28 protein-coding genes are annotated in these 25,908 nt (G+C 62.5%); 20 read left to right on the forward strand and 8 right to left on the reverse strand.

Annotation, left to right across the window (positions count from 1 at the left end; translation table 11 throughout):
* The first annotated feature begins 10 nt into the window (after positions 1 to 10).
* Positions 11 to 499, forward strand: coding sequence for a TIGR00645 family protein (locus BN1188_RS11690; protein ID WP_040261658.1), 489 nt, complete (start codon positions 11 to 13; stop codon positions 497 to 499).
* Between the two features lie 62 nt (positions 500 to 561).
* Positions 562 to 1,179 (forward strand): BamJ family beta-barrel-assembly machinery protein, encoded by a 618-nt coding sequence (locus BN1188_RS11695; RefSeq protein ID WP_040261659.1) that lies wholly within the window; start codon positions 562 to 564, stop codon positions 1,177 to 1,179.
* A 39-nt stretch (positions 1,180 to 1,218) separates the two neighbouring features.
* On the opposite strand, the gene BN1188_RS11700 is transcribed toward BN1188_RS11695, so the two are convergent.
* The 3 genes from BN1188_RS11700 to BN1188_RS11710 form a co-directional block, all read right to left on the reverse strand.
* A complete protein-coding gene (locus tag BN1188_RS11700) occupies positions 1,219 to 1,461 on the reverse strand; it encodes a PA4570 family protein (RefSeq protein WP_040261660.1) in 243 nt (80 codons plus the stop codon).
* Between the two features lie 75 nt (positions 1,462 to 1,536).
* On the reverse strand, positions 1,537 to 1,875 hold the full coding sequence (locus BN1188_RS11705; RefSeq protein ID WP_040261661.1) for a zinc ribbon domain-containing protein YjdM: 339 nt from the start codon (positions 1,873 to 1,875) through the stop codon (positions 1,537 to 1,539).
* Positions 1,876 to 1,958: 83 nt separating this feature from the next.
* Complete coding sequence (locus BN1188_RS11710; RefSeq protein WP_040261662.1) at positions 1,959 to 2,927, reverse strand: polyprenyl synthetase family protein; 969 nt, start codon at positions 2,925 to 2,927, stop codon at positions 1,959 to 1,961.
* A 284-nt stretch (positions 2,928 to 3,211) separates the two neighbouring features.
* Between BN1188_RS11710 and rplU the strand changes: the two genes are divergently transcribed.
* The 5 genes from rplU to BN1188_RS11735 all read left to right on the forward strand — a co-directional run bounded on the left by rplU (position 3,212) and on the right by BN1188_RS11735 (position 6,941).
* A complete protein-coding gene (gene rplU / locus BN1188_RS11715; protein WP_040261663.1) occupies positions 3,212 to 3,523 on the forward strand; it encodes a 50S ribosomal protein L21 in 312 nt (103 codons plus the stop codon).
* A gap of 36 nt (positions 3,524 to 3,559) precedes the next feature.
* Positions 3,560 to 3,817 carry a 50S ribosomal protein L27 gene (rpmA, locus tag BN1188_RS11720; RefSeq protein WP_040261664.1) on the forward strand — a complete coding sequence of 86 codons (258 nt, stop codon included), beginning with the start codon at positions 3,560 to 3,562 and terminating at the stop codon, positions 3,815 to 3,817.
* Positions 3,818 to 4,007: 190 nt separating this feature from the next.
* Positions 4,008 to 5,228, forward strand: a complete 1,221-nt coding sequence (gene cgtA / locus BN1188_RS11725) for an Obg family GTPase CgtA (RefSeq protein WP_040261665.1) — start codon at positions 4,008 to 4,010, stop codon at positions 5,226 to 5,228.
* Positions 5,229 to 5,358: 130 nt separating this feature from the next.
* Entirely contained in the window at positions 5,359 to 6,477 is a 1,119-nt protein-coding gene (proB, locus tag BN1188_RS11730) for a glutamate 5-kinase (RefSeq protein WP_040261666.1), read from the forward strand.
* 8 nt (positions 6,478 to 6,485) lie between these two features.
* Positions 6,486 to 6,941, forward strand: a complete 456-nt coding sequence (locus tag BN1188_RS11735) for a CreA family protein (RefSeq protein ID WP_040261667.1) — start codon at positions 6,486 to 6,488, stop codon at positions 6,939 to 6,941.
* Between the two features lie 158 nt (positions 6,942 to 7,099).
* Here the strand turns inward: BN1188_RS11735 and rpsT are convergent, their stop codons facing one another.
* Positions 7,100 to 7,372, reverse strand: a complete 273-nt coding sequence (rpsT, locus tag BN1188_RS11740) for a 30S ribosomal protein S20 (RefSeq protein WP_040261668.1) — start codon at positions 7,370 to 7,372, stop codon at positions 7,100 to 7,102.
* 198 nt (positions 7,373 to 7,570) lie between these two features.
* Between rpsT and murJ the strand changes: the two genes are divergently transcribed.
* The 6 genes from murJ to ispH all read left to right on the forward strand — a co-directional run bounded on the left by murJ (position 7,571) and on the right by ispH (position 14,928).
* Complete coding sequence (gene murJ, locus BN1188_RS11745) at positions 7,571 to 9,109, forward strand: murein biosynthesis integral membrane protein MurJ (protein ID WP_040261669.1); 1,539 nt, start codon at positions 7,571 to 7,573, stop codon at positions 9,107 to 9,109.
* 121 nt (positions 9,110 to 9,230) lie between these two features.
* Entirely contained in the window at positions 9,231 to 10,157 is a 927-nt protein-coding gene (gene ribF / locus BN1188_RS11750; RefSeq protein WP_040261670.1) for a bifunctional riboflavin kinase/FAD synthetase, read from the forward strand.
* A 21-nt stretch (positions 10,158 to 10,178) separates the two neighbouring features.
* Positions 10,179 to 13,010: an isoleucine--tRNA ligase gene (ileS, locus tag BN1188_RS11755; protein WP_040261671.1), complete on the forward strand. Its 2,832-nt coding sequence runs from the start codon at positions 10,179 to 10,181 to the stop codon at positions 13,008 to 13,010.
* Positions 13,003 to 13,515: a signal peptidase II gene (gene lspA, locus BN1188_RS11760; protein ID WP_040261672.1), complete on the forward strand. Its 513-nt coding sequence runs from the start codon at positions 13,003 to 13,005 to the stop codon at positions 13,513 to 13,515. Before ileS ends, lspA begins: the two co-directional genes overlap by 8 nt.
* On the forward strand, positions 13,508 to 13,945 hold the full coding sequence (locus BN1188_RS11765) for an FKBP-type peptidyl-prolyl cis-trans isomerase (RefSeq protein WP_040261673.1): 438 nt from the start codon (positions 13,508 to 13,510) through the stop codon (positions 13,943 to 13,945). Before lspA ends, BN1188_RS11765 begins: the two co-directional genes overlap by 8 nt.
* 35 nt (positions 13,946 to 13,980) lie before the next feature.
* Positions 13,981 to 14,928, forward strand: a complete 948-nt coding sequence (ispH, locus tag BN1188_RS11770) for a 4-hydroxy-3-methylbut-2-enyl diphosphate reductase (RefSeq protein ID WP_040261674.1) — start codon at positions 13,981 to 13,983, stop codon at positions 14,926 to 14,928.
* Here ispH and BN1188_RS11775 read toward each other — a convergent pair.
* Positions 14,925 to 15,455 carry a GspH/FimT family pseudopilin gene (locus BN1188_RS11775; protein WP_040261675.1) on the reverse strand — a complete coding sequence of 177 codons (531 nt, stop codon included), beginning with the start codon at positions 15,453 to 15,455 and terminating at the stop codon, positions 14,925 to 14,927. The two genes, ispH and BN1188_RS11775, sit on opposite strands and share 4 nt — an antisense overlap.
* Positions 15,456 to 15,591: 136 nt before the next feature.
* Between BN1188_RS11775 and BN1188_RS11780 the strand changes: the two genes are divergently transcribed.
* The 7 genes from BN1188_RS11780 to thiO are packed head-to-tail and all read left to right on the forward strand — an operon-like array spanning position 15,592 to position 22,574.
* Positions 15,592 to 16,074 carry a GspH/FimT family pseudopilin gene (locus BN1188_RS11780; RefSeq protein ID WP_040261676.1) on the forward strand — a complete coding sequence of 161 codons (483 nt, stop codon included), beginning with the start codon at positions 15,592 to 15,594 and terminating at the stop codon, positions 16,072 to 16,074.
* Entirely contained in the window at positions 16,074 to 16,550 is a 477-nt protein-coding gene (pilV, locus tag BN1188_RS11785; RefSeq protein ID WP_040261677.1) for a type IV pilus modification protein PilV, read from the forward strand. Before BN1188_RS11780 ends, pilV begins: the two co-directional genes overlap by 1 nt.
* Positions 16,547 to 17,269, forward strand: a complete 723-nt coding sequence (locus tag BN1188_RS11790; RefSeq protein ID WP_040261678.1) for a PilW family protein — start codon at positions 16,547 to 16,549, stop codon at positions 17,267 to 17,269. The genes pilV and BN1188_RS11790 overlap by 4 nt, the downstream gene beginning before the upstream one ends.
* Positions 17,270 to 17,280: 11 nt before the next feature.
* Entirely contained in the window at positions 17,281 to 17,754 is a 474-nt protein-coding gene (locus tag BN1188_RS11795; protein WP_040261679.1) for a pilus assembly PilX family protein, read from the forward strand.
* On the forward strand, positions 17,741 to 21,037 hold the full coding sequence (locus BN1188_RS11800) for a pilus assembly protein (RefSeq protein ID WP_040261680.1): 3,297 nt from the start codon (positions 17,741 to 17,743) through the stop codon (positions 21,035 to 21,037). Before BN1188_RS11795 ends, BN1188_RS11800 begins: the two co-directional genes overlap by 14 nt.
* 8 nt (positions 21,038 to 21,045) lie before the next feature.
* Positions 21,046 to 21,462 (forward strand): type IV pilin protein, encoded by a 417-nt coding sequence (locus BN1188_RS11805; protein WP_040263874.1) that lies wholly within the window; start codon positions 21,046 to 21,048, stop codon positions 21,460 to 21,462.
* A gap of 23 nt (positions 21,463 to 21,485) precedes the next feature.
* Positions 21,486 to 22,574, forward strand: coding sequence for a glycine oxidase ThiO (gene thiO / locus BN1188_RS11810; protein ID WP_040261681.1), 1,089 nt, complete (start codon positions 21,486 to 21,488; stop codon positions 22,572 to 22,574).
* A 97-nt stretch (positions 22,575 to 22,671) separates the two neighbouring features.
* On the opposite strand, the gene BN1188_RS11815 is transcribed toward thiO, so the two are convergent.
* From BN1188_RS11815 to BN1188_RS11825, 3 genes are read right to left on the reverse strand one after another with little or no spacing between them, the layout of a single operon-like run.
* A complete protein-coding gene (locus BN1188_RS11815) occupies positions 22,672 to 24,009 on the reverse strand; it encodes a sigma-54-dependent transcriptional regulator (protein WP_040261682.1) in 1,338 nt (445 codons plus the stop codon).
* Positions 24,010 to 24,012: 3 nt separating this feature from the next.
* Positions 24,013 to 25,617 (reverse strand): two-component system sensor histidine kinase NtrB, encoded by a 1,605-nt coding sequence (locus BN1188_RS11820; protein ID WP_040261683.1) that lies wholly within the window; start codon positions 25,615 to 25,617, stop codon positions 24,013 to 24,015.
* Positions 25,607 to 25,837, reverse strand: coding sequence for a PP0621 family protein (locus tag BN1188_RS11825; RefSeq protein WP_040261684.1), 231 nt, complete (start codon positions 25,835 to 25,837; stop codon positions 25,607 to 25,609). Before BN1188_RS11825 ends, BN1188_RS11820 begins: the two co-directional genes overlap by 11 nt.
* Positions 25,838 to 25,908 lie beyond the last annotated feature (71 nt).

The following is a 25,908-nucleotide window of genomic DNA, read 5'->3' on the forward strand; positions in this document are numbered from 1 at the left end:
GTGAGTTGCAATGGAACGTCTGATCGAAAAAACCATGTACGCCTCCCGCTGGTTGCTGGCGCCCATCTATTTCGGGTTGTCCCTGGGCCTGCTCGCCCTGGCGCTGAAATTCTTCGAGGAAATCTTCCATATCCTGCCCAACGTCTTCGCCATGGCGGAGTCGGAGCTGATCCTGGTACTCCTGTCGTTGATCGACATGGCGCTGGTAGGTGGCTTGCTGGTCATGGTGATGATTTCCGGGTACGAGAACTTCGTGTCGCAGCTGGACATCGACGAAGGCGTCGAGAAGCTCAACTGGCTTGGCAAGATGGACTCGTCCTCCCTGAAGATGAAGGTTGCCGCGTCCATCGTGGCGATTTCGTCGATCCACCTGCTGCGCGTGTTCATGGACGCCCGGAACATCGAGGCCGAGCACCTGATGTGGTACGTGATCATCCACATGACCTTCGTGATTTCCGCCTTCGCCATGGGTTACCTGGACAAGCTCACCAAGCACTGATGTGCTAGGCTGCTCCCCTTTTTGGCTGGGCCGGCACGCCGGCCCCACGACGGAGCAGCGCAATGTCCGAACTTATCCTGAACACTGACGAAACCCGCGTCAGCTACGGTATCGGCCGCCAGTTGGGCGACCAGATCCGTGACAACCCGCCACCGGGTGTCAGCCTGCAGGCGCTGATTGCCGGCCTCACTGACGCGTTCAACGGCGAAGCCAGCCGTGTGGGTGCCGAGGAAATGAACAGCGCCTTCCGCGCCATCCGTGAAGTGATGCAGGAGCAGGAGCGCGTCAAGGCCGAAGCCGCCGCGGGCGAGGGCCGGGCCTATCTGGCCGAGAATGCCAAGCGCGAAGGCGTGACCACCCTGGCGTCCGGCTTGCAGTTCGAAGTGCTCACCGCTGGCGACGGCGCCAAGCCTACTCGCGAAAGCACCGTACGCACCCACTACCACGGCACCCTTATCGACGGCACTGTATTCGACAGCTCCTACGATCGCGGCCAGCCAGCCGAATTTCCAGTCGGCGGCGTGATTGCCGGTTGGACCGAAGCCCTCCAGTTGATGAACACCGGCAGCAAATGGCGCCTTTACGTGCCTAGCGGGCTGGCATACGGCGCTCAGGGCGTAGGCTCCATCCCGCCGCACAGTACCCTGGTGTTCGATGTGGAGCTCCTGGATATCCTCTGATAGCCAGGCGGTGGGAGCGGCGCAAGCCAGCTCCTGCCATCAATGCAGTTCACCCGCCGGGCGCAATGCCCGGGCATAGCAGAACAGGAACAGGTTACGTACCAGTTCCTTCTGCACCTGCGGTTCGGTGGAGTTGAGGCATTCGAAATCGAGTTCGCCCTGGTCTCTGAGTTCATCCAGGGCATCTTCGTGAAGGACAGCGCACACCTCACCGGTTTCCCGATGCAGGATACGCAGATACGGATGAGAGCGGTCCAGCCAGGCGTCGATGAGGTAGGTCACGATTATTCTCCTTGATGACGTCCATTGAGAATAATTCGTATTTGCAGCTTTGCAAAGGGCGGTGTGTACCGGTCGTCAGGCTTTACGGACGAATTCGGACTTCAGCTTCATGGCGCCAATGCCGTCGATCTTGCAATCGATGTCGTGGTCGCCATCGCACAGCCGGATATTGCGCACTTTGGTACCCACCTTGACCACAAGGGAGGTGCCCTTGACCTTCAGGTCCTTGATGACCGTCACGCTATCGCCATCCTGTAACACATTGCCAACCGAGTCCTTGATGACCCGGATGTCATCGTCCCCGGCGGCAGCATCACCGGCGGCCCACTCGTGGGCGCATTCAGGGCAGACCAGCAGCGCGCCATCTTCATAGACGAACGCAGAGCCGCATTGGGGGCAGGGTGGCAATGACATAGCAAACCTTTCAGGTAGTAGCGGCGCGGTCGTGCCCGACCAGCTCCAATGCTGGATCAGGGACGCCCGCGGGGCCAGAGTGATCAGTAGGTACGAGCGACCGCGAACTCGCTCAGTTCCACCAGGGCATCCCGGTACTCGCTGGGCTCGAGGGCGTCGAGGCAGGCGACGGCGCGAGCGGCGAAGGTCTGCGCCAATTGAGCCGTATAGGCCAGGGCGCCAGAGGCCTCCACCGCCTCTCGAATGCGTTCCAGGTCTTCGATGCCGCCTTTCTGGATGGCCTGGCGCACCAGGGCTGCCTGCTCGGCGGTGCCTTCGCGCATGGTGTAGATCAGTGGCAAGGTAGGCTTGCCTTCGGCCAGGTCATCACCCACGTTCTTGCCCAGGGTGTCGGCATCGCCCTTGTAGTCCAGCAGGTCATCGACCAGCTGGAAGGCCACGCCCAGGTGATCGCCGAACTGCCGCAAGGCCTCACGCGCCGCCTCGCTGCCGGTGGCCAGGGCCGCCGCGCTATGGGTGGACGCCTCGAACAGCATGGCCGTCTTGCCGCGAATCACCTCCATATAGGTTTCCTCGCTGGTGCTGGCGTCGCGCACCTTGGACAGCTGCAGCACCTCGCCCTCGGCGATGACACGGGTCGCCTGGGACAGGATGCCCATCACCGGCATGGAGCCTAGCTGCACCATCATTTCGAAGGAGCGCGAATAGAGGAAATCCCCTACCAGTACGCTGGGGGCGTTGCCCCACATGGCATTGGCGGTGGAGCGGCCGCGACGCATCCCGGACATGTCCACCACGTCGTCGTGGAGCAGGGTAGCGGTATGAAGGAACTCGATGGTGGCGGCCAGCAGGCGCAGGTCGGCGCCTTCATGGCCCAGGGCCTTGCCGGTCAGCAGTACCAGGAGCGGGCGCAGGCGCTTGCCGCCTGCGGAGATGATATAGTCGCCGATCTTCGATACCAGCGGCACCCTTGAGGTCAGCTGCTGCTTGATGATCTCGTCGACGGCGGTGAAATCTTCCGCCACCACACGATAAAAGGCTTGGGGTTGCATCAGCGACTAACGCTCCATATAGGTTGCGCGGCATGCTAGGTGGCAGGTCCCGGCCTGTCAAGGCGAAGCCCCGTCCCAGCGGCGTTCGCTCGTCCCCTGGCCCTTGCATGCCCTGGCGGCGTTGCGTACAATCGCGCACCCTGAACTTCCTGGGCATCACCTGCCTTACGCAATTGCAGTCGGGTTTCCCGTAGGGTCCCGTAGGGTTCCCCACCCACTGCAGCCATGCCAGCCAACACTCTTCCTATAAAGCGCTGGGTGAGCAGGATTAACGGAGAAACATCATGTACGCAGTAATCGTTACCGGTGGCAAGCAATACAAGGTCACCGAAGGTGAATACCTGAAGGTCGAGAAGCTGGAAGTCGCCACTGGCGAATCCATCACTTTCGATCGCGTTCTGTTGGTTGCCAATGGCGACGACGTGAACATCGGCGCCCCTGTCGTTGAAGGCGCCAAAGTGGTTGCCGAAGTCGTGGCCCAAGGTCGTCACGACAAAGTGCGGATCATCAAATTCCGCCGTCGTAAGCACCACATGAAGCGCATGGGCCACCGCCAGTGGTTCACCGAGATCAAAATCACCGGTATCCAGGCCTGATTTCTCGCCTGGTCCGCACATTGGAGTATTGAACTCATGGCACACAAAAAAGCTGGTGGTAGTACCCGTAACGGTCGCGATTCCGAAAGTAAACGCCTTGGCGTGAAAATGTTCGGCGGCCAGGTCATCAAGGCCGGCAACATCATCGTGCGTCAGCGCGGCACCCAGTTCCACGCCGGCTACGGCGTTGGCATCGGCAAGGACCACACCCTCTTCGCCAAAGTCGAAGGCGTGGTTAAGTTCGAAGTCAAAGGTGCTTTCGGTCGTCGTTACGTAAGCGTCGTCGCGGCCTGATCGCGATTTCGCAGAAAAGCCCTGTCTCTCGACGGGGCTTTTTTGTTTGTAGTGAGTCTCTTGCAAAGCTGCTGCTTGAGCTCCAGCGCTGTTCTGCTCGGTCGTTGATTGGGGCGCTGCGCTCAATTTTGCAAGAGCCTTATGGTCCTTGGTCTTTATGGCTCGCCTTCCGGGCGAGAGGCATCTTTTTATGAAGTTTGTTGATGAAGTATCCATCCGCGTCAAGGCGGGTGATGGCGGCAACGGTTGCATGAGCTTCCGCCGCGAGAAATTTATCGAGAACGGCGGCCCCAATGGCGGGGACGGGGGCGACGGCGGCTCCGTGTTCATGGTGGCGGACGAAAACCTCAACACTCTGGTGGACTACCGTTACACCCGTCATTTCGAGGCCCAGCGTGGCGAGAATGGTGGCAGCACCGACTGCACCGGCGCCAAGGGCGAAGACCTGGTGCTGCGCGTGCCGGTCGGGACCACGGTGATCGATGCCAGCACCCAGGAAGTGATCGGTGACCTGGTCAAGCCGGGCCAGCGGCTGATGGTTGCGCAGGGCGGTTGGCATGGCCTTGGCAATACCCGCTTCAAGTCCAGCACCAACCGGGCCCCGCGCCAGACCACCCCAGGCAAGCCGGGGGACCAGCGCGACCTGAAACTGGAAATGAAAGTACTGGCCGATGTGGGCCTGCTTGGCCTGCCCAACGCCGGCAAGAGCACCTTCATCCGCTCGGTATCGGCGGCCAAGCCCAAGGTGGCGGACTACCCATTCACCACCCTGGTGCCCAACCTGGGCGTGGTCAGTGTGGACCGCTGGAAAAGCTTCGTCATCGCCGACATTCCGGGGTTGATCGAAGGCGCCTCCGACGGGGCCGGGTTGGGGATCCGTTTCCTCAAGCATCTGGCGCGTACCCGCTTGCTCTTGCACCTGGTGGACATGGCGCCCTTCGATGGCACCAGCCCGGCCGATGCCGCCGAGGTCATTGTCAATGAGCTGGTCAAGTTCAGCCCGTCCCTGGCCGAGCGGGATCGCTGGCTTGTACTGAACAAGTGCGACCAGCTGCTGGAGGAAGAGCACGAGGCGGCCGTGAAGGAAGTGGTCGACCGCCTGCAGTGGGAAGGCCCGGTGTACGTGATTTCCGCCCTGGCCAAGGAAGGGACCGAGCGCCTGAGCCGTGACATCATGCGCTACCTTGAGCTGCGCGCCGAGCGCCTGGCCGAAGATCCGGCCTTCGCTGAGGAAGTGGCCGAGCTCGACCAGCGCATCGAAGACGAGGCCCGTGCCCAGTTGCAGGCCCTGGATGACCAGCGTGCCCTGCGTCGCAGCGGCGTGAAGAGCGTCCATGACATCGGCGATGACGATGACTGGGACGACGAAGACGACGAAGACGGCCCGGAAATCATTTACGTGCGCGACTGATCGGTTGCAGTACACTACAGCGCCCCGGTTCCGGGTGGGCGGCCAGGCCATTGCGGCCTTGGCGCCTGATCGGGCCGGGGCGTTGTCGTTCACGGTTTAACTGACGGTTGGGCAGGGCAGGGGCAGGAAAATGCGGAGCAAGGTCACGGGTGCGCGGCGCTGGGTCGTCAAGATAGGCAGCGCCTTACTCACGGCGGATGGCAAGGGCTTGGACCGCGCCGCCATGGCGGTCTGGGTGGAACAGATGGTCGCCCTGCATGAGGCGGGCGTGGAGCTGGTGCTGGTGTCTTCCGGCGCGGTTGCCGCAGGGATGAGCCGCCTGGGTTGGGTCCAGCGCCCCACCGCCATGCACGAACTCCAGGCCGCTGCCGCCATTGGCCAGATGGGCCTGGTGCAGGCGTGGGAATCGAGCTTCGCCCAGCATGAGCGCCGCACCGCGCAAATCCTGCTTACCCATGACGACCTGTCGGACCGCAAGCGCTACCTCAATGCTCGCAGCACCTTGCGGGCGTTGGTGGAGCTGGGCGTGATCCCGGTGATCAACGAAAACGACACCGTGGTGACCGACGAAATCCGTTTCGGCGATAACGACACCCTGGCCGCCCTGGTAGCGAACCTGGTGGAAGCCGACCTGCTGGTGATCCTGACCGATCGGGACGGCATGTTCGATGCCGATCCGCGCAGCAACCCCAACGCCCAGCTCATTCATGAGGCCCGCGCGGATGACCCCTCGCTGGATGCGGTGGCTGGCGGCACCGGTGGCGCCCTGGGCCGTGGCGGTATGCAGACCAAGCTGCGCGCGGCGCGCCTGGCCGCGCGTTCCGGCGCCCATACGCTGATCGTGGGCGGGCGCATCGAGCGTGTGCTTGATCGCCTCAAGGCGGGCGAGCGCCTCGGCACCTTGCTGACGCCGGAGCGGGGCATGCTGGCGGCGCGCAAGCAGTGGCTGGCGGGGCACCTGCAGACCCGCGGCACGCTGCAGTTGGACGACGGTGCCGTGCAGGCTTTGCGCGCGGCCAGCAAAAGCCTCTTGCCCGTAGGCGTGAAGGCTGTACAAGGCGCCTTCCGCCGGGGAGAGATGGTGGTGTGTATTGCCCCGGACGGTTCGGAAGTGGCTCGGGGCCTCACCAACTACAGCGCGGCTGAAGCTCAGCGCATCATCGGCCAGCCCTCGGACGCCATTCATGGCCTATTGGGGTATATGGCCGAGCCTGAGCTGATTCACCGCGACAATCTGATCCTGGTATGAGGCCTGTCATGAAAGCCATGCGTTTCGCGCTTATTGCCTTGGCCTTCGCGCCCTTGCTCGCGAAGGCGGAGCAGGTAGGTGAAGTGTCCACTGTGTTCAAGTTCCTGGGGCCGAATGACCGTATCGTGGTGGAGGCCTTTGACGACCCCAAGGTCGAGGGTGTGACCTGCTACCTCTCTCGTGCCAAGTCGGGTGGGGTGAAGGGCGGGTTGGGCCTGGCCGAGGATCGCGCCGAAGCGTCCATCGCCTGCCGCCAGGTAGGGCCGATTCGCTTCGCCCAGCCGCTGAAGGATGGCGAGGAGGTGTTCAAGGAACGCACCTCCCTGGTATTCAAGACGATGCAGGTAGTGCGTTTCTTCGATGAGAAGCGTAATACCCTGGTGTACCTGGTCTACAGTGACCGGGTTATCGAGGGTAGTCCGCAGAATGCTGTCACGGCCATACCTATTCTGCCCTGGCGGTAGGGAGGGGGGTTAGCTTGTGAGCGGGCCGGCCTGGTATGGCAAGGAGCGCTCTTCGCGAGCTGCGCCTGCGGCTCCGCCCGTTTCCTACGCCAGATCCTGCATCTATGACAGGCAATAAAAAACCGGCCACCAGGGCCGGTTTTCATGAAGCGCGTCGCTTAGGCGGCGGTCTTCAGGGCCTTGATGTGGCCATTCAGACGGCTCTTGTGGCGAGCGGCCTTGTTCTTGTGGATGATGCCCTTGTCGGCCATACGGTCGATCACAGGCACAGCCAGGGTGTAGGCAGCTTGCGCTTTCTCGGCGTCCTTGGTGTCGATCGCCTTGACTACGTTCTTGATGTAGGTACGAACCATGGAACGCAGGCTGGCGTTGTGGCTGCGACGCTTCTCAGCCTGTTTTGCACGTTTTTTGGCGGAAGGTGAGTTGGCCACCGTCGAGCTCCTCGAAAGACTTGGGGAATAGCAAACAAATAAGGCCGCGAATCATGCCGATGCGCAGGCGCGATGTCAAGGGAAAACCCCTGTAATCGGCAGTGATGTCAGGACGAACGGCAGTGTGCGGAAAACCTTCCTTTCCACCGTGCGGGCTGTACACTTTCGGCTTTTTGGCCCGGTGGCGCAAACATCCACATGAACCTGCTCAAGTCCCTGGCGGCGGTCAGCTCTATCACAATGGTTTCCCGGGTACTGGGGTTCGTTCGCGATACCCTGGTGGCGCGCATCTTCGGCGCGGGCATGGCGACCGACGCCTTCTTCATCGCCTTCAAATTGCCCAACCTGTTGCGCCGTATCTTCGCCGAAGGCGCGTTCTCCCAAGCCTTCGTGCCGATCCTGGCTGAATACCGCCAGCAGCAGGGGGACGAGGCCGCGCGGACCTTCACCGCCTACGTAGCCGGCCTGCTGACCCTGGCCCTGGCGCTGGTCACTGCCTTGGGGATGCTGGCCGCGCCCTGGGTCATCTGGGTCACGGCCCCCGGCTTCGCCGACACGCCAGAGAAGTTCGAGCTCACCAGCCAACTGTTGCGCGTGACCTTTCCTTATATATTGCTGATCTCGCTGTCTTCCCTGGCGGGGGCGATCCTCAATACCTGGAATCGGTTCTCGGTGCCGGCGTTCACCCCCACGTTGCTCAACGTGGCGATGATCGGCTTCGCGCTCTTCCTGACGCCTTATTTCGACCCGCCGGTGATGGCCCTGGCCTGGTCCGTGCTGGCGGGCGGGCTGGCGCAACTGCTGTACCAACTGCCGCACCTGAAGAAAATCGGCATGCTGGTACTGCCCAGGCTGAGTCTGCGGCACAGTGGGGCGCTGCGGGTGCTCAAGCAGATGGGGCCAGCCATCCTGGGTGTATCTGTCAGCCAGATTTCCCTGATCATCAACACGATTTTCGCCTCCTTCCTGGCGGCCGGCTCCGTGTCCTGGATGTATTACGCCGACCGCTTGATGGAGTTGCCTTCCGGCGTACTCGGCGTGGCCCTGGGCACCATCTTGCTGCCTACCCTGGCGCGTACCTATGCCAACAAGGATCGTCAGGAATATTCCCGCATCCTCGATTGGGGGCTGCGCCTGTGCTTCCTGCTGGTGCTGCCATGCGCGGTGGCGCTGGCTGTACTGGCCGAGCCGCTGACCGTGGCCTTGTTCCAGTACGGCCGTTTCGACGCCTTCGACGCGGCCATGACCCAGCGCGCACTGGTGGCCTATGCGGTGGGATTGCTGGGCATCATTTTGATCAAGGTGCTGGCGCCAGGCTTCTATGCGCAGCAGAACCTGCGCACCCCCGTGAAGATCGCCATTTGGACCCTGTTCGCGACCCAGGCGCTGAACCTGCTGTTGATCGGCCCGCTCCAGCATGCCGGCCTTGCCCTGGCCATCAGTGGTGGCGCCTGCCTGAACGCTGGGCTTTTGTATTGGCAGCTGCGACGCCAGGGGCTGTTCCAGCCGCAGGCCGGTTGGCCAGGGTTTCTGATCCGCCTGGTGGTAGCGGTGCTGGCCATGGTCGCGGTGCTGCTGGGGCTGATGCACTACATGCCGGCCTGGGCCGAGGGCACCATGCTGGCCCGCTTCGCCCGTCTTGGCGTGCTGGTCGTCGCAGGCGCGGGCACCTATTTCCTGGCCCTGCTGGCCATGGGGCTGCGTCTGCATCAGTTCGCTCGTCGAGGCTTGCATTGAAATCGCCCGTGTTCGGCGGCATATCTGTTTCATCGCCCCAGGCGGCGCGGCCCGTGCTGCTGCCTGTCACCGGGGGCCGGGTGTGGTTATAATCGCTGACTTTATGATCAAGAAGCGCGCTATGCAGCTGGTTCGAGGTTTACACAACCTGCGCCCCCGTCACCGGGGCTGTGTCGCCACCATCGGCAATTTCGACGGCGTGCACCGTGGCCACCAGGCCATTCTCAAGCGCTTGCGCGAGCGAGCACTGGAACTGGGCGTGCCCAGCTGCGTGGTGATCTTCGAGCCGCAGCCGCGAGAGTATTTCAGCCCCGAGACGGCACCGGCCCGCCTGACCCGATTGCGCGACAAGCTCGAGCTGCTGGCCGCCGAAGGCATCGACCGGGTGCTCTGTCTTGCGTTCAATCAGCGCCTGCGCGGCCTCAGCGCCGCCGAGTTCGTCGATACCATTCTGGTCCAGGGTCTTGGCGTGCGACACCTCGAAGTAGGGGACGATTTTCGCTTCGGCTGTGACCGCCTGGGCGACTTCGCCTTCCTTACCGAGGCTGGCCAGCGCCATGGCTTCACCCTGGAAGCGGCCCGAACCGTGGAAGAAGCGGGCGTACGGGTCAGTAGCACCCAGATACGCCTCGCCCTGGCCGCGGCGGACTTTCCCCAGGCCGAGCGCTTGCTGGGGCGGCCATATCGCATCGAGGGCCGTGTGCTGCACGGGCAGAAACTGGCCCGGCAACTGGGCTGGCCCACGGCGAACGTGCAGCTGAAGCGTCGCCGGGTGCCTTTTACCGGGGTTTACCTGGTCAGCGTTGAGCGGGATGGACGCGCCTGGCCGGGAGTAGCCAACATCGGGGTGCGTCCGACAGTAGCGGGAGATGGCCGTCCCCACCTGGAAGTACACCTGCTGGACTTCGCTGGCGATCTGTATGGCCGGCATTTGACGGTGGAGTTCCACCACAAGCTGCGTGATGAGCAGCGTTTCGCCTCGCTGGAGGCGCTGAAGTCGGCGATCGACGCGGACGTCGCCGCCGCCCGTGCCCATTGGCAGGGCTAACCGCCTAATGAAGAGCCTGAAATGACCGATTACAAAGCCACGCTAAACCTTCCGGACACCGCCTTCCCCATGAAGGCCGGCCTGCCCCAGCGCGAGCCGCAGATACTGCAGCGCTGGGACAGCATTGGCCTGTACCAGAAGCTGCGTGAGATTGGCAAGGATCGGCCCAAGTTCGTGCTTCACGACGGCCCGCCCTACGCCAACGGCAGCATTCACATCGGTCATGCCGTCAACAAGATTCTCAAGGACATGATCATCCGTTCCCGCACCCTGGCCGGCTATGACGCCCCCTACGTGCCGGGCTGGGATTGCCATGGCCTGCCCATCGAGCACAAGGTCGAGGTCACCCACGGCAAGGGCCTGCCCGCGGACAAGACTCGCGAACTGTGCCGTGCCTATGCCGCCGAGCAGATCGAAGAGCAGAAAGCCGGGTTCATCCGCCTGGGCGTGCTCGGTGACTGGTCCAATCCCTACAAGACCATGAGTTTCGTCAACGAGGCCGGGGAGATCCGTGCCCTGGCTGAAATGGTCCGCAATGGCTTCGTGTTCAAGGGCCTCAAGCCGGTGAACTGGTGCTTCGACTGCGGCTCGGCCTTGGCCGAGGCGGAAGTGGAGTACGCGGACAAGAAATCCTCCACCATCGATGTGGCCTTCCCGGTGGCCGACCAGGCCGCGCTGGCCGACGCCTTCGGCCTGCCGGGCCTGGAAAAGCCCGCCGCCATCGTGATCTGGACCACCACCCCCTGGACTATCCCGGCCAACCAGGCCTTGAACGTGCATCCCGAGTTCACCTACGCCCTGGTGGACGTGGGCGATCGCCTGCTGGTGCTGGCCGAGGAGCTGGTGGAGAGCTGCCTGCAGCGCTACGGTCGCGAGGGGCATATCGTGGCCCGCGCAGCGGGCGCGGCCTTGGAGAAGATCCACTTCCACCACCCCTTCTACGAGCGGTTGTCGCCGGTCTACCTGGCCGAGTACGTCGAGCTGGGCGCGGGCACCGGCGTGGTTCACTCGGCGCCGGCCTATGGCGAGGACGACTTCGTCACCTGCAAGCGCTACGGCATGCACAACGATGACATCCTCACGCCCGTGCAGAGCAACGGCGTCTACGTGGACAGCCTGCCGTTCTTCGGTGGCCAGTTCATCTGGAAGGCCGGCGCGGCCATCATCGACAAGCTGGCCGAGGTGGGTGCGCTGATGCGCAGCGAAACCATCAGCCACAGCTACATGCACTGCTGGCGCCACAAAACCCCTTTGATCTACCGCGCCACCGCGCAGTGGTTCGTAGGCATGGACAAGCAACCGGTCAGCGGCGACACCCTGCGGGTGCGCGCGCTCAAGGCCATCGAGCAAACCCGCTTCGTGCCGGACTGGGGCCAGGCGCGGCTGCACTCGATGATCGCCAACCGTCCGGACTGGTGCATCTCCCGCCAGCGCAACTGGGGCGTGCCGATCCCGTTCTTCCTGCACAAGCAAACCGGCGAGCTGCACCCGCGTACCGTCGAGCTGATGGAAGCCGTGGCCCAGAGAGTGGAGCAGGAAGGCATCGAGGCCTGGTTCAAGCTGGACGCCAGCGAACTGCTGGGCGCCGAGGCGGCCGACTACGAGAAGATCAGCGACACCCTGGACGTGTGGTTCGATTCCGGCACCACCCATTGGCATGTGCTGCGTGGTTCCCACCCCATGGGCCACGAGCAGGGGCCACGCGCTGACCTGTACCTGGAAGGCAGCGACCAGCACCGCGGCTGGTTCCACTCTTCGCTGCTCACCGGCTGCGCCATCGACGACCACGCGCCCTATCGAGAGCTGCTCACCCATGGCTTCACCGTGGACGAGAACGGCCGCAAGATGTCCAAATCCCTGGGCAACACGGTGGCGCCGCAGAAGGTCAGCGATACCCTGGGCGCGGACATCATGCGCCTGTGGGTGGCGTCCACGGACTACTCCGGCGAAATGGCGGTGTCCGAGCAGATTCTCCAGCGCAGCGCCGACGCCTACCGGCGTATCCGTAATACCGCGCGCTTCCTGCTCTCCAACCTCAGCGGCTTCGACCCGGCCCAGCACCTGTTGCCGCCGGAAAGCATGCTGGCCCTGGACCGTTGGGCGGTAGACCGTACCCTGTTGCTGCAGCGCGAGCTGGAAGAGCACTACCAGGCCTATCGTTTCTGGAACGTGTACTCCAAGGTGCACAACTTCTGCGTGCAGGAGCTGGGCGGCTTCTACCTGGACATCATCAAGGACCGTCAGTACACCACCCCGGCGGACAGCATCGCTCGCCGCTCCTGCCAGACGGCCCTGTTTCACATCGCCGAGGCCCTGGTGCGCTGGATCGCCCCGATCCTGGCGTTCACCGCCGACGAGATCTGGGAATACCTGCCGGGCGAGCGCAACGAGTCGGTCATGCTCAATGGCGCCTACGCCGGCCTGAGCGAGCTGCCGGAAGGCTTCGAGCTCGATCGTGAGTTCTGGGAAAGCGTGATGGCCGTGAAGGCTTCGGTCAACAAGGAGCTGGAAAACCAGCGCGCCGCCAAGGCCATCGGCGGCAACCTGCAGGCCGAAGTCACTCTCTACGCCGACGACAGCGTCCAGGGCGACCTGGGCAAGCTGGGCAACGAGCTGCGGTTCGTGCTCATCACTTCCAAGGCCACCCTGGCCCCCTTGGCCGCCGCGCCGGCCGACGCGGTCACCACCGAGGTGGCGGGCCTGAAGCTCAAGGTAGTCAAGTCCGCCCACGGCAAGTGCGCCCGTTGCTGGCACTTCGTGGAAGACGTGGGCGCCAATCCGGCACACCCTGACATCTGCGGCCGTTGCGTGACCAACCTCAGTGGTAGTGGCGAGGAGCGTCACTATGCCTAACGCGGCAGGGCGCTTCGGGCGCCTGGGGTGGCTGTGGCTCAGCGTGCTGGTGGTGGCGCTGGACCAGGCCAGCAAGTGGTACTTCGAGCACACCCTTGAGCTGTACCAGCAGATCGTGGTCATTCCGGACTACTTCAGCTGGACCCTGGCCTACAACACCGGGGCGGCGTTCAGCTTCCTGGCCGACAGCTCCGGCTGGCAGCGCTGGCTGTTCGCGCTCATTGCCGTGGTGGTCAGCGCCGTGCTGATCGTCTGGCTCAAGCGCCTGGGGCGCGCCGACACCTGGCTGGCCATCGCGCTGGCCCTGGTGCTCGGCGGTGCCCTGGGCAACCTGTACGACCGTATCGTACTGGGCCATGTCATCGACTTCGTGCTGGTGCACTGGGAACGCCGCTGGTACTTCCCGGCGTTCAACCTGGCCGACAGCGCCATTACCGTGGGCGCGGTGATGCTGGCCCTGGACATGTTCAAGAGCAAGAAAAGCGGAGAAGCCGTCCATGACTGACGTACGCATCGGGCAGCACACCGAAGTGACCCTTCACTTCGCGCTGCACCTGGAAGACGGCAACACCGTGGACAGCACTTTCGACAAGGCGCCGGCCACCTTCAAGGTCGGCGATGGCAACCTGCTGCCCGGCTTCGAGAACGCCCTGTTCGGCCTCAAGGCCGGTGACAGACGCGACCTGACCGTGCTGCCGGAAAACGCCTTCGGCCAGCCCAACCCGCAGAACGTGCAGGTCATGCCGCGCAATCAGTTCGAGGGCATGGAGCTGGCCGAGGGGCTGCTGGTGATTTTCAACGACGCAGCCAATACCGAACTGCCCGGTATCGTCAAAGCCTTCGACGACCAGCACGTGACGGTGGACTTCAACCATCCCCTGGCTGGCAAGACCCTGCGGTTCGAAGTCCAGATCATCGACGTTCGGGCGCTTTGAGCCCAGTACACCGGCGCAGCGCCGGGGAGCCTTGCATGCACATCAAACTCGCCAACCCCCGTGGCTTCTGCGCCGGCGTGGACCGGGCCATCGAGATCGTCAACCGCGCGCTGGAAGTGTTCGGGCCGCCGATCTACGTCCGCCATGAAGTGGTCCACAACAAGTTCGTGGTGGAAGACCTGCGCAGTCGCGGGGCGATCTTCGTCGAAGAACTCGATCAGGTACCGGATAACGTCATCGTCATCTTCAGCGCCCATGGCGTCTCCCAGGCCGTGCGCCAGGAAGCGGCCGGCCGCGGCCTGAAGGTATTCGACGCCACATGCCCGCTGGTGACCAAGGTCCACATCGAGGTGGCGCGCTACAGCCGTGACGGGCGGGAGACTATCCTGATCGGGCATGCAGGCCACCCCGAAGTGGAAGGCACCATGGGCCAGTACGACGCCAGCAACGGCGGCGCCATCTATCTGGTCGAAGACGAGGCCGACGTGGCCAGGCTGCAGGTGCAGGACCCGGACAACCTCGCCTTCGTGACCCAGACCACGCTGTCGATGGATGACACCAGCCGCGTGATCGACGCCCTGCGCGCGCGCTTCCCCAAGATCGGCGGGCCGCGCAAGGATGACATCTGCTACGCCACTCAGAACCGCCAGGACGCGGTCAAGCAATTGGCCGACGAGTGCGATGTGGTGCTGGTAGTGGGCAGCCCGAACAGCTCCAACTCCAACCGCCTGCGCGAACTGGCCGAGCGCATGGGCACCCCGGCCTACCTGATCGACGGCGCCGAAGACCTGCAGCAAGGCTGGTTCGATGCTGTGGGCAGGGTGGGCATCACCGCCGGAGCCTCGGCCCCCGAAGTGCTGGTGCGAGGAGTGATCGAGCAACTCCAGGCCTGGGGCGCTACCGGAGCGGACGAACTGGCCGGCCGCGAGGAAAACATTACCTTCTCCATGCCCAAGGAGCTGCGGGTCAAGACCCTCGGCTAGGCAGGGCACAGTGGCGTGGGCGGGCCTTCCCGGGTGATGCGAACCCGCCCGGTGCGGGCTACCACTACGCGCCGGTGAGCCTCGTTGTCAGCTTCGCACAGATGAAAGGTGCCCGCCAGGGCACCCCGGTTGGGCAGGCGCGGCACACCCAGGTAATCGAACGCCAGTTGCTCGCGCAGGTTCTGGGTAGCCGCTACTCGCACCGAAGCATCGCCCAGCCGCTGCACCACCACGGGGTTGCTCGGGTCTGTCACTCCCTTGCCGCTTTCGTCCACCACCATTCGCCAACCCTTGGCCCAGTCTCCGTCCAGCGGGTGGACTATCACGCTGCGGTTGCGCTGGACAGCCTCCAGCCTGGCGCTGCGCAAATCACTGGCCAGTTCATGGGCGAACGCCAGGCGCCGCTGCTCGGCGATCAACCCGGAAAAACCGGGGGCCAGCCACTGGGCTAATATCGCTAGCACGGCGAGGGTAATCAAAAGGTCGAACAGGCTCAGGCCGCGGCAGGCCTTGAAGGCGCTAGGCATTGTCATCTTCCTTGATATTTTTTCCCGGGTCAGCGCGTCCGATGCGCTGGTTCTGCACTCATAACGGTATATGCTTTGCCCCAGAAGTCCGACGCCGGGGCTGGAGCATGTTCGGCGCGTCGAGGTGGAGACTGCAATGCGTCAAGGTATCAAGGGATTTACGCTGATCGAGCTGCTGGTCACCGTGGCGGTCATGGTCATCGCCGTGACCGTGCTGGTGCCCTCGTTCACCACGTTGATCGCCCGCAACCGCGCCGACGCGGACATGGCCGAGATCGCCCGGGCGCTGGGGTATGCGCGGCTGGAAGCCATCGACCAGGGCGTGCGGGTAAGGGTGATGCCGGTGCCGGGGCAACTATGGGCCGGGCAGATGCAGGTCATGCCACTGAAGCCAAATGGCGATCTGGCCCTTTCGCCGCTGCGGATGCTTCCCGCCTTGTCTGGTAGCGCGGTCCTGGGCGTGACCGCCAATGCCAGTACCCCAGAGTATGTTGAGTTCAACAGCCTGGGCTCCCTAGCGTCCGCGTATCCAGTCAGCTTCGTCTACACCAATGGCAATCAGAACCGCACATTGTTGGTATGCGTGAATGGCCGCGTGGTCCTGGGTGGTAACTGCTGATGAAGGGCCAGGCTGGGGTTTCCCTGATCGAGGTACTGGTGGCGCTGCTCATCATGACCTTGGCATTGCTCGGCGCGGCCGCCTTGCAGGTGAATTCGCTGAAGTACACCGACAGCGCCAGGCTGCGTACTCAGGCCAGCTTCGTCGCCTACGACATGATGGAGCGCATCCGGGCCAACAATGGGGTCAATTACACCTTGGCCAACCTTGGCTCGGCGCCCGCCTCGGGTAGCGCGACCGACCCGAAGATCCAGGACCTGTTCGATTTCGGCCAGAACGTTACCGCCATGGGCGGCACTGCGGCCTCGATCACTTTGGTCAATTCCGTATACACCGTGTCCATTACTTGGGATGACAGCCGCGCGGGTTCCATGTACAGCAGCGACAACTCGGCGGGCACGGGCGCCAGCACGCAAACCTTCACCCTTACCAGCCGAGTGGCGGCGCCCGCCACTGCCGGGGCGGCCGCCCAATGAAACGTCAGCAGCAGGGCCTCAGCCTGATCGAACTCATGGTGTCCATGGCCCTTGGCCTGGTCATTGTGCTGGGGGTGACCCAGGCATTCCTTTCGGCCAAGAACACCTACCTGACCCAGAACGCATCGTCCACCATGCAGGAAGATGCCCGCTACCTGCTCACCCGGATGACCCAGGAAATCCGCATGGCGGGAATGTTCGGTTGCCTGGCGACCATCACCCCGCCGCCCAACAACCCCGAGGTGTTCACGGCGGCGCAAGCCACGCCCATTTCCTGGACGCTGGATAACAGCAACGGTAACCGCCTGATGCTGGTCACCGCCGACGTGGGCAGCGCGGGCACGGTGCCCACCTGGACGGTACTGTCGGACTGTTTGACCACGGCTACTGCCTACAATGGCGCGGCCACCCCTGCCAGCGGGCAGTTGGCTTTCCCGTTGCGGCAGGTGTATTACTCGTTCAAGAACAACACCATCTATACCGGCGCGGTCGGCGCCCAGCAGCCTCTGATCAGCAATGTCAGCGAATTCACCGTGATGTTCGGTCTTGCCGCGGACGCAACCAGCGCATCGGTCACTAGCTATGTAGCCACCCCCGCCACGGCGCAGATGCCGTTCATCCGTACCGTTCGCCTGAGCTTGAAGATGACCGACCCCAACGGCCGCACCCGGGACCAGACTTACTCGGTGGTCGCGGCCCTGCGTAACCGTTTGCAATGAGGACGCGAGCGATGGCCCCCCGTTTCAACTCGCCCCGAAGCCAGCAAGGTGGCATGGCGCTGATCGTGGCCCTGATTTTCCTCATGCTGCTGACGCTGCTGGGCCTCAACTCCATGCAGAACGCAACCCTGCAGGAAAAGATGAGCAACAGCGTGCAGTTCCGCAACCAGTCGTTCCAGCTGGCCGAGGCGGCGCTCCGGGTAGGCGAGGGCGCGGTTTCCGCGGCCACCTTCAATATGGCCCTGTGTGCCAGCCCCGCCGCCTGCGCGCCGCCGGATGGGTCCAGCGTGACGGCCGCGGGGAATGCCACCTATGTCACCTGGGTAAGCGCGGGGGAGGGCAGCCTGTACGCCATCCAGCGTATCGGTGCCACCACCGGGGCTGTGTGGATCAGTGGACAGTCGGCCACGCTGTACCGAATCACCGGGGTCGGCATCGTTGGCAATGCCCGTACCGTGCTGGAGAGCATCTATGCGAAATATTGAGTCGCGCCCAGGAAAGTGGAACTGGCGGGCATTGCTGGGCGGGGTTTTCCTTGGATTCTATGCCAGCGCCCCGGCCTACGCGGCCTTCACCCCGACCACGGCACCGCTGCTGAGCTCGGCGGCGGTCACGCCTAATGTGATGCTGATGGTGGACAACTCCGGCAGTATGAATAACCTCATCAGGCTGGCGAACTTTGACCAATCAGTGGTCCGGGCACAGATTTATTATTGCAGCACAGATGATAGCTGTACGACTACGACTACTCCTGTCATGACCGACGACGGAGCTTTGTTCAATACGCTGAAAGAAGGGGACTGCCCCAATGGTTATTATGGTTTTTCCAAAACCTCTCGCTATAAGTCCTCGAACACAGCTGCTGACTACTGTTTGAAATTTCCTGACCCGGTAGGTAATGAGGGCACGCGAATTGGAGTGCGATATATTGCTTACTTGATGGCGATGCTGGGTAACAGTAGTGGGAAAATAACAAAAAACTTTACCGATGGTAGCATTCCTTCTGACTATCGAATGAATGTTGCAAAAAATGTGTCTGCGGCCCTGATAACGGCCAATAGAGGCCTGCGGATCGGTTTGACGGTTTTTAATTCTTCCAATTCCTCTATATCATCTACTGACCGGGGGCCGGGCGGTACAGTAAGATACGGCATATCCGACCTTCAGGCTACAGACGATACGAAGGCAGCTGATGCTAATAGCAATTATAACAATCTGATAAGCGCGATCAAGGCGCTTTACGGAACCACAAGCACACCTCTGGCGGAAACATACTACGAGATCACGCGATATTTTCGAGGAATGTATGGCTACAGTGGCTATCATACGGCAGCTGCTCGTCCTTCCTACACTAGTCCTATTCAATACCGCTGTCAGCGAAACTTTGGTGTTGTAATTACTGACGGACTTCCAGCGTACGACCGAACCTTCCCTAAACCACCCTTTAGCTCAACAGATCTTAACGCAGATCCTGACGTTGCGGGTAGCTCAAATGGTTGGCCAAACTGGGATAACGTCAGTAATGATGGTAATGATCCGAATGGTGATGATGAAGGCGATACGTTATATTTGGACGATATTGCAAAGTTCGCTTACGATATTGACCTTCGAAACATAAGCAAGGGCACGGCTAAAGGCAGTCCGGATGGCAGCAGTACTAAGGATGAGGCTGGAAAGAGTTGGGATGCGACCGATTTTCCCAAGCAGAATCTCTATACCTATACGGTAGGCTTTACTGCAGCAAATCAGATGTTGTCCGACGCGGCGAGTTACGGTCATGGGAAGTACTATCAGGCAACGGACAGCGCCACGCTGACTGCGGTACTTACTCAGGCGCTTAACGAGATCAGCTCAAAAGCGGGCTCAGGTGGGGGAGGGACTACTATATCGTCTACCACCTATAATTCTAATTATTATTACCAGAGTCTTTATGATCCCACGGACTGGAGCGGTACCATTCGTGCATTCGCCTTTGGTAGTGATGGTTCCCTCGATACCAATGGCACCCCGACTTGGACTACCGATGACAGAATGGCAGCTGGTACTACCAGTGGCACCTTCCAATCCTGGAATACCACAACCAACTCGCGTATCGCCCTGGCTTTCGCCAACTTCTCACCTGCGCAGCAGGCGACACTCACTAGTAGTCTGTCCAGCCTCAGCACTCGCAATAGCACAGGCGCAACCCTTACGGGAGTTGACCTGATCGAGTGGACCAAAGGCACTAATAAAACCGGGCTTAAGGCTCGGACCAAGCTGTTGGGCGATGTGATCGACTCACCGGTAGTTCTGGCCTCGGCCACCACCCAAACCGCCTCGGACCTTACTGGCGATACCACCTATAGTGCCTATCTGACTACCAAAGCCAAAGGCATGACCACTAGTATTCTGGTCAACGCCAACGATGGCCTTACCAATGTGCTAGAAGCCAGTAGCGGCAAACGGCGATATGGATATTTGCCGTCTACAACCCTGCCTAACCTCTATATGGTGGAAGATCCAACTTACGTGGATGGTACATCCCATCGATTCCTCAACGACGGGCCCTTGGCTGTGTATGACGCTCAGGTCGGAGGCGCCAACAGCGCCTGGAAAACCATCGCCTATGGGGGGACAGGCGGCGCCGCCAAGGCGTTCTACGCCTTCCAGTTGTTCGATGCCAGCGCGGGCGATTCCTTCAACGCCCTCTGGGAGATACGCGCGCCAGACACGGCCAGCACCAGCAACAGCTTCAATGATCTGGGCTACGCCTACGCCAAGCCGGAAGTGGCTCGCCTGCCTGATGGCACCTGGGCGGCCTTCATCGCCAATGGGTACGGCAGCAATAGCGGTGTAGCCGCCTTGTATGTGGTCAACGCCATCACCGGGGCGCTGATAAAGAAAATCGTGGTCGACAGTACCGAGACGGACAATGGCCTTTCCTCGGTGGAACTGACCGTCAATGCCTCCAATGTGGTGCAGGCTGCCTACGGCGGGGACCTCAAGGGCCGGATGTGGAAGTTCGACCTGAGCAGTACCTCCACGTCCAGCTGGGGCCTGGCCTTCTCCGGCAAGCCCCTGTTCACCGCGCCGGGTGGCAGCAATCAACCGATCACTGCCCAGCCGCTGGTGGTGGCCAATACCACCAGTGGCTACACGGTATATTTCGGCACGGGCAAATTCCTCGAAACCACCGACAAGACCACTGCCGCCACGCAGGGCTTCTATGCGATATGGGACGCCAGCGGGGGCACCGGGAACTTCACGGTAGCCAATCTCCAGGCGCAGTCGATCACCGGTACTTTCAGTGGTACCGGAGGCACCTACCTGACCGTTTCGCAGAACTCTGTGGACTACACCACCAAGAAGGGTTGGTACCTGCCCCTGGCCTACAACAACACCATGATCGGCGAGCGGGTGATCTACCAGCCTACCTATACCCGCGGGCGGATCGTTTTCACCACGGCCGGTGTCGACACTACAGACCCTTGCGCGAGCCAGGGCTTCGGCCGCTTGATCGAACTGGAAGCCAGCTCCGGCAAGATGCTCAACTACGCCGTGATCGATACCAACGGCGATGGAGTAGTGAACAGCGATGACGCGATTTCGGCCGGAATGAACTTCCTGAGTGGTATTCCGACCCTCAACGCAGTGGTAAGCGATACCGGTAGCTCATCGTCTACAGCGGATACGAAAGTGGTGAACACCTCCGATGCGAAGGTCACCACCATCAAGGAACTGGGCGGCAGCGGCGGGGCACGGCGCATCATGTGGCGGCAAATACAATAGGGATGGCTATGAAACAGGCAAGCAAGGGCTTTACTCTGATCGAACTGATGATCGTGGTAGCGGTGGTCGGGCTGTTGGCCGCCATCGCCTACCCCAGCTACATGAACTACGTGCGCAAGAGTCATCGGGCCGAGATCGCCCAGTTGCTGGTGGAAGCCGCACAAGGCATGGAGCGATACTATTCCCGGGCAGGGCAGTACACGGTCAAGGAGGGTGTAACCGACTATCAGGTTCCCGCGGGCAACGCCTGGTACAACGTGGCAATCAACCGCGAGCCTCAGGCCTTCACTATCACTGCCACACCCGCGAACAACACACTCATGGCCAATGACGTGTGCGGCACCTTCACCATCGATCAGGCTGGCCGGCGTAATAACCCTGTACTGGCCGCAGGGGTGACCGTGGCCTATTGCTGGGGGCGATAAGGGCTTCAGGCACCGCACTATCTATGAGCACAGAACAGCACGTCGTTATCGTAGGCGCCGGGGTCATCGGCCTGCTCACCGCCTTCAACCTTGCTAAATCCGGAGCCAAAGTCACTGTCCTGGACCGCCAGCTGGTGGGAAAGGAAGCCTCCTGGGCAGGCGGCGGCATCGTTTCGCCTCTGTACCCCTGGCGCTATAACCCGGCGGTCACTGCCCTGGCCCACTGGTCACAGGATTTTTATCCACAGTTGGCCGATGAGCTGTTCGGGCGCACGGGGTTGGACCCTGAGGTCCACGTAACGGGGCTCTACTGGCTGGACCTGGACGATGAAGCGCAAGCCTTGGCCTGGGCACAGCAGCAGGGGCGGCCGTTGAGCCAGGTAGCGGTGGCTGAGGTGTACCGCAGGGTACCGCCCTTGGGGCCGGGTTTTACCAGTGCGATTCACATGGCTGGCGTGGCCAATGTGCGCAACCCGCGCCTGGTCCGCGCCCTGCGCGCGGCCCTCGAGCGCCTGCCCAACGTGACCCTGCGCGAACATTGCGCTGTCCGCGGGTTCGTCCATAAGCAGGGGCGTATCGCCGGCGTGATCACCGAGGCGGGAGAGCTATCGGCCGATCAGGTCGTATTGACCGCTGGGGCCTGGAGCGGCGAGCTGCTCGCCACCTTGGGTATCGACCTGCCCGTCGCTCCGGTGAAAGGGCAGATGATCCTGTTCAAGTGCGCTGAGGATTTCCTTCCGGCCATGGTCCTGGCACGCACCCGCTATGCCATTCCCCGACGGGATGGCCATGTCCTGGTGGGTAGCACCCTGGAGCACAGGGGCTTCGATAAAACCCCGACTGAGCAGGCCCTGGCCAGCCTGCGGGCTTCGGCGGTGGACTTGCTGCCCGCGCTGGCAGACGCCGAAACCGTAGGGCACTGGGCCGGCCTGCGCCCCGGCTCGCCCGAGGGCATTCCGTTCATCGGCTCGGTGGCTGCGTATCCAGGCTTGTGGCTCAACTGCGGGCACTACCGCAACGGCCTGGTACTGGCGCCGGCGTCCTGCCAGTTGCTGGCGGACCTTATGCTGGGCCATTCACCCATCGTCGATCCCGCGCCCTATGCGCCCTAGTGCCCGGTATGGCGTAGATACCGGGCCGCGCTGGCTTGCGCGACAGACTTCAGGTCGGGTTATGGCCTGTCGCGGCCAAGGTCGGCTGCTACGGCGGTTATTCCAGCCCCAGCTTCTTCAACCGATAGCGCATGGAGCGGAAGCTCATGTTCAGGCGCTGGGCGGCGGCGGTGCGATTCCAGCGGGTTTCCTCCAGTGCCTGGAGGATCAGGGTGCGCTCGATGTTCTCCAGGTAGTCTTCCAGATTATCCACTTCAGCCAGGCTGTGCTCGCCGACATCGCGATTTGGAGCGACCTCCTGCAAGCGCAGGTCGGCGGCCTCGATCAGGTCGTTTTCACACAAGGTGTAGGCACGCTCCAGCATGTTTTCCAGTTCGCGAACGTTGCCGGGGAAATGGTACTGACGCAGGGTGGCCTGGGCGCATGGGGCGAGCCTGGCAGGGGGCAGGCCGCTGGCGGCGGCCAGTCGCTTGAGCACCGCCTGGGCGATGGCCTCTATGTCATCCCGGCGCTCGCGCAAAGGGGGCACACGCAACTCGATGACATTGAGGCGGTAGTAGAGGTCTTGGCGGAAGCGGCCGGCCTGTACTTCCTGGGCAAGGTCCTTGTGGGTCGCGCACAGCACACGTACATCCACCGACACCTCGGCATGGCTGCCTACCGCCCGGATGGCCTTTTCCTGGATGGCCCGCAGTAGCTTCACCTGCATGGCCAGCGGCAGGTCGGCTACCTCGTCGAGGAACAGGGTGCCCCCTTCGGCCGCCTGGAACAGCCCAGGCTTGTCTTCCACCGCGCCGCTGAAGCTGCCTTTGCGATGGCCGAAGAACTCGCTTTCCATCAATTCGGTGGGGATGGCCCCGCAGTTCACCGGCAGGAAAGGCCGGTCGGCGCGCGGGCCTTGCTCATGGATCTGCCGAGCCACCAGCTCCTTGCCGGTGCCGGACTCGCCGCTGATATACACCGGCGCCTGGCTACGGGCCAGGCGGGCGATCTGCTTGCGCAGCGCCTGCATGGGCGCGGACTCACCAATCAGGCGATCGTCCGGGGCGCCTTGCGAGGAGCCTCCGCCCAGGCGCAGGGCCGTCCCTACCAGCTCGCGCAGGCGCGGCAGGTCCACCGGCTTGGTCAGGAAGTCGAAAGCACCTGCCTTCAGGGCGTTGATGGCGGTTTCCACATTGCCGTAGGCGGTGATCATGGCCACCGGCACTTGCGAGTGACGTTGCTGGATATGCTGCACAAGATCCAGGCCCGTACCGTCGGGCAGGCGCATGTCTGTGAGGCACAGGTCGAAGGCTTCCCGGGCCAGCCATTCCCGCGCCTCTTTGAGGTTACGGGCGCCGTGGGTATCCAGTTTCATGCGGCCCAGGGTGATTTCCAGGAGTTCGCGGATGTCCGGCTCGTCATCGACGATAAGAATCTTCTGCCGTGGCGTCATGGGTCAGGCCTGTCTACGAGCGTGGGCGAAGGTGATGCGCATGCAACTGCCCCCGTTTACGCCTGGCCGATAATCCAGGTGGGCCCGGTTGCCTTCGCACAGCTCTCGTGAAATATACAGCCCCAGCCCCGTCCCCTTGGTTTCCGTGGTGAAGAAGGGCTCGAAGATATGCTGGAGCTTCTCCGGCGCGATACCCGGGCCATCGTCGACCACATCCAGCACCGGCAGGGCGGTGAGGGGGTCTAGCTTGAGTTTAAGCCATACCTGGGCTTGGGTATGGTTCAGGCCACTATAGCGCAAGCCGTTCTGTACCAGGTTGGTCACTACCTGGGTCAGGTGATGAGGGTCCATGCGGGTCTCGATAGGCCGTTCGGCGTGCCCGTCGGCGATTTCCACGTGCAGGCGCTGCTCGGCCGGGGCTGTGGCCATGAATTCTTCGGCGAAGGCCCGCAGCCATTGGCTGAGGTCGAGCATTTCCGGCTCTGCCGGGCGGCGTCGGGAAAGTTGCAGGACGTTCTCGATCACCAGATTCATGCGCTTGGATTGATCCAGAATGATCTGCACCAGACGCCTGTCCGGGTCGTTGAGGTCTTCGGACTCCTGCAGCAACTGCCCGGCGTGGCTGATCGCGCCCAGGGGGTTGCGCACCTCGTGGGCGATGCCCGCGGTGAGGCGCCCCAGCGCCGCCAGCTTGAGCTGCTGGGCCTGCTGGGCGATCTGCGAAAGGTCTTCCAGAAAGACCAGCGTCTGCTGGCCGGCGCCACGGCTCAAGGCGATGAAGCTGACCTGTACCGGTGGGCCATCGGCCTTGAGCTTGATGCTCTTCACGCGCAAGGTCGGGTTCACCCGCCACTGCAGCAAGCGCTCGATCAGGTCGGGGGCGTGCACGCTGATCAGTTGCCCGGCCAGGGCGACCTGGCCGAAAAGAGCAAGGGCGCCCTGGTTGGCCAGCTGTACCCGATGCTGGGCGTCGAGCACGAGAATACCGGTACGCATCCGCTGGAGGATGAGCGCATTGAGCTCTTCCAGGTTGTTGACATCGCTGGCCCTTTGTTCGGCCAGGATTTCACTGGTGCGCAACAGGTGGCTCAAGCCCTGCACGATCAGCGCCACGGCGAAGCAGAGTACGCCCAGCGAGCCGGCCTGTACGTAGTCGTTGGCGGCTGCGGCGCGGGTAAAGCTCAGGTAGAAGGTCAGGTAGATGATGCCGATGGACGCCAGGGCCGCGATCAATAACCCCAGGCGGCCGCGCAACAGCAGGTTGCTCATGGCCACGGAGGCGATCATCAGGTTGCCGATGCCGCTGGCGGTGCCCCCGCCGGCATAGAACAGACCAGACAGCAGAAATACGTCTGCCGCCGAAAGGCTGAAGAGCTTGGCGGGCCGCTGCGCGCTACCGAAGCTCAGGGTCACCAGCAGGTTGAAGATCAGGTACAGCCAGCTACCCAGGCGAAACAGTTGCCCATCCGCCAGCTCCAACAACCGGTTGTCCATGTCGCTGGAAATCAGCAGCACCAGGCTGATGCCGATCACCAGGCGATACAGATGGTACAGGCGCAGCATCCGCCGCGCCTGGGCCTGCCCGGCGCGGCTGGTTTCAGCGGTCACGCGGGGCGGGCCCTTGCTCCAGGTGAGCGCGGCTGCAATAGCGCAAGCTGCCGTCCGCCAAGGCGCGGTCGCTGGGCAGGTGCACGCCGCAATGGGCGCAGCGCACCATCGGCAGGTCTACCCGGGCCGTTTGCGACGGACGCGCTTTCGACGACTTGAAGGTGCGCCACAGCCAGACGGCAAGAAAGATGATGGCGATCCAGAAGAGCAGGCGAATCATGATGACGAGGCTTCTGCGAAAGGAAGGGACGCAGTGTAGCCAAGGGGAGGTAGGCAGGGCCAGCGTGGCGG

Origin of the sequence: Pseudomonas massiliensis (assembly GCF_000826105.1) — a bacterium.
In the GTDB taxonomy this organism is placed as follows: domain Bacteria; phylum Pseudomonadota; class Gammaproteobacteria; order Pseudomonadales; family Pseudomonadaceae; genus Aquipseudomonas; species Aquipseudomonas massiliensis.

Excerpts from the sequence above, each read along its gene's own strand:
- BN1188_RS11795 (WP_040261679.1), top strand. The coding sequence starts at position 17,281 with ATGGCCCCCCGTTTCAACTCGCCCCGAAGCCAGCAAGGTGGCATGGCG.
- BN1188_RS11765 (WP_040261673.1), top strand. The coding sequence starts at position 13,508 with ATGACTGACGTACGCATCGGGCAGCACACCGAAGTGACCCTTCACTTC.
- rplU (WP_040261663.1), top strand. The coding sequence starts at position 3,212 with ATGTACGCAGTAATCGTTACCGGTGGCAAGCAATACAAGGTCACCGAA.
- BN1188_RS11780 (WP_040261676.1), top strand. The coding sequence starts at position 15,592 with ATGCGTCAAGGTATCAAGGGATTTACGCTGATCGAGCTGCTGGTCACC.
- BN1188_RS11805 (WP_040263874.1), top strand. The coding sequence starts at position 21,046 with ATGAAACAGGCAAGCAAGGGCTTTACTCTGATCGAACTGATGATCGTG.
- ribF (WP_040261670.1), top strand. The coding sequence starts at position 9,231 with ATGCAGCTGGTTCGAGGTTTACACAACCTGCGCCCCCGTCACCGGGGC.
- BN1188_RS11735 (WP_040261667.1), top strand. The coding sequence starts at position 6,486 with ATGAAAGCCATGCGTTTCGCGCTTATTGCCTTGGCCTTCGCGCCCTTG.
- BN1188_RS11710 (WP_040261662.1), bottom strand. The coding sequence starts at position 2,927 with ATGCAACCCCAAGCCTTTTATCGTGTGGTGGCGGAAGATTTCACCGCC.
- BN1188_RS11695 (WP_040261659.1), top strand. The coding sequence starts at position 562 with ATGTCCGAACTTATCCTGAACACTGACGAAACCCGCGTCAGCTACGGT.
- BN1188_RS11690 (WP_040261658.1), top strand. The coding sequence starts at position 11 with ATGGAACGTCTGATCGAAAAAACCATGTACGCCTCCCGCTGGTTGCTG.
- thiO (WP_040261681.1), top strand. The coding sequence starts at position 21,486 with ATGAGCACAGAACAGCACGTCGTTATCGTAGGCGCCGGGGTCATCGGC.
- BN1188_RS11705 (WP_040261661.1), bottom strand. The coding sequence starts at position 1,875 with ATGTCATTGCCACCCTGCCCCCAATGCGGCTCTGCGTTCGTCTATGAA.
- pilV (WP_040261677.1), top strand. The coding sequence starts at position 16,074 with ATGAAGGGCCAGGCTGGGGTTTCCCTGATCGAGGTACTGGTGGCGCTG.
- BN1188_RS11775 (WP_040261675.1), bottom strand. The coding sequence starts at position 15,455 with ATGCCTAGCGCCTTCAAGGCCTGCCGCGGCCTGAGCCTGTTCGACCTT.
- BN1188_RS11825 (WP_040261684.1), bottom strand. The coding sequence starts at position 25,837 with ATGATTCGCCTGCTCTTCTGGATCGCCATCATCTTTCTTGCCGTCTGG.
- murJ (WP_040261669.1), top strand. The coding sequence starts at position 7,571 with ATGAACCTGCTCAAGTCCCTGGCGGCGGTCAGCTCTATCACAATGGTT.
- cgtA (WP_040261665.1), top strand. The coding sequence starts at position 4,008 with ATGAAGTTTGTTGATGAAGTATCCATCCGCGTCAAGGCGGGTGATGGC.
- proB (WP_040261666.1), top strand. The coding sequence starts at position 5,359 with ATGCGGAGCAAGGTCACGGGTGCGCGGCGCTGGGTCGTCAAGATAGGC.
- BN1188_RS11815 (WP_040261682.1), bottom strand. The coding sequence starts at position 24,009 with ATGACGCCACGGCAGAAGATTCTTATCGTCGATGACGAGCCGGACATC.
- rpmA (WP_040261664.1), top strand. The coding sequence starts at position 3,560 with ATGGCACACAAAAAAGCTGGTGGTAGTACCCGTAACGGTCGCGATTCC.
- lspA (WP_040261672.1), top strand. The coding sequence starts at position 13,003 with ATGCCTAACGCGGCAGGGCGCTTCGGGCGCCTGGGGTGGCTGTGGCTC.
- BN1188_RS11800 (WP_040261680.1), top strand. The coding sequence starts at position 17,741 with ATGCGAAATATTGAGTCGCGCCCAGGAAAGTGGAACTGGCGGGCATTG.
- ileS (WP_040261671.1), top strand. The coding sequence starts at position 10,179 with ATGACCGATTACAAAGCCACGCTAAACCTTCCGGACACCGCCTTCCCC.
- BN1188_RS11790 (WP_040261678.1), top strand. The coding sequence starts at position 16,547 with ATGAAACGTCAGCAGCAGGGCCTCAGCCTGATCGAACTCATGGTGTCC.
- ispH (WP_040261674.1), top strand. The coding sequence starts at position 13,981 with ATGCACATCAAACTCGCCAACCCCCGTGGCTTCTGCGCCGGCGTGGAC.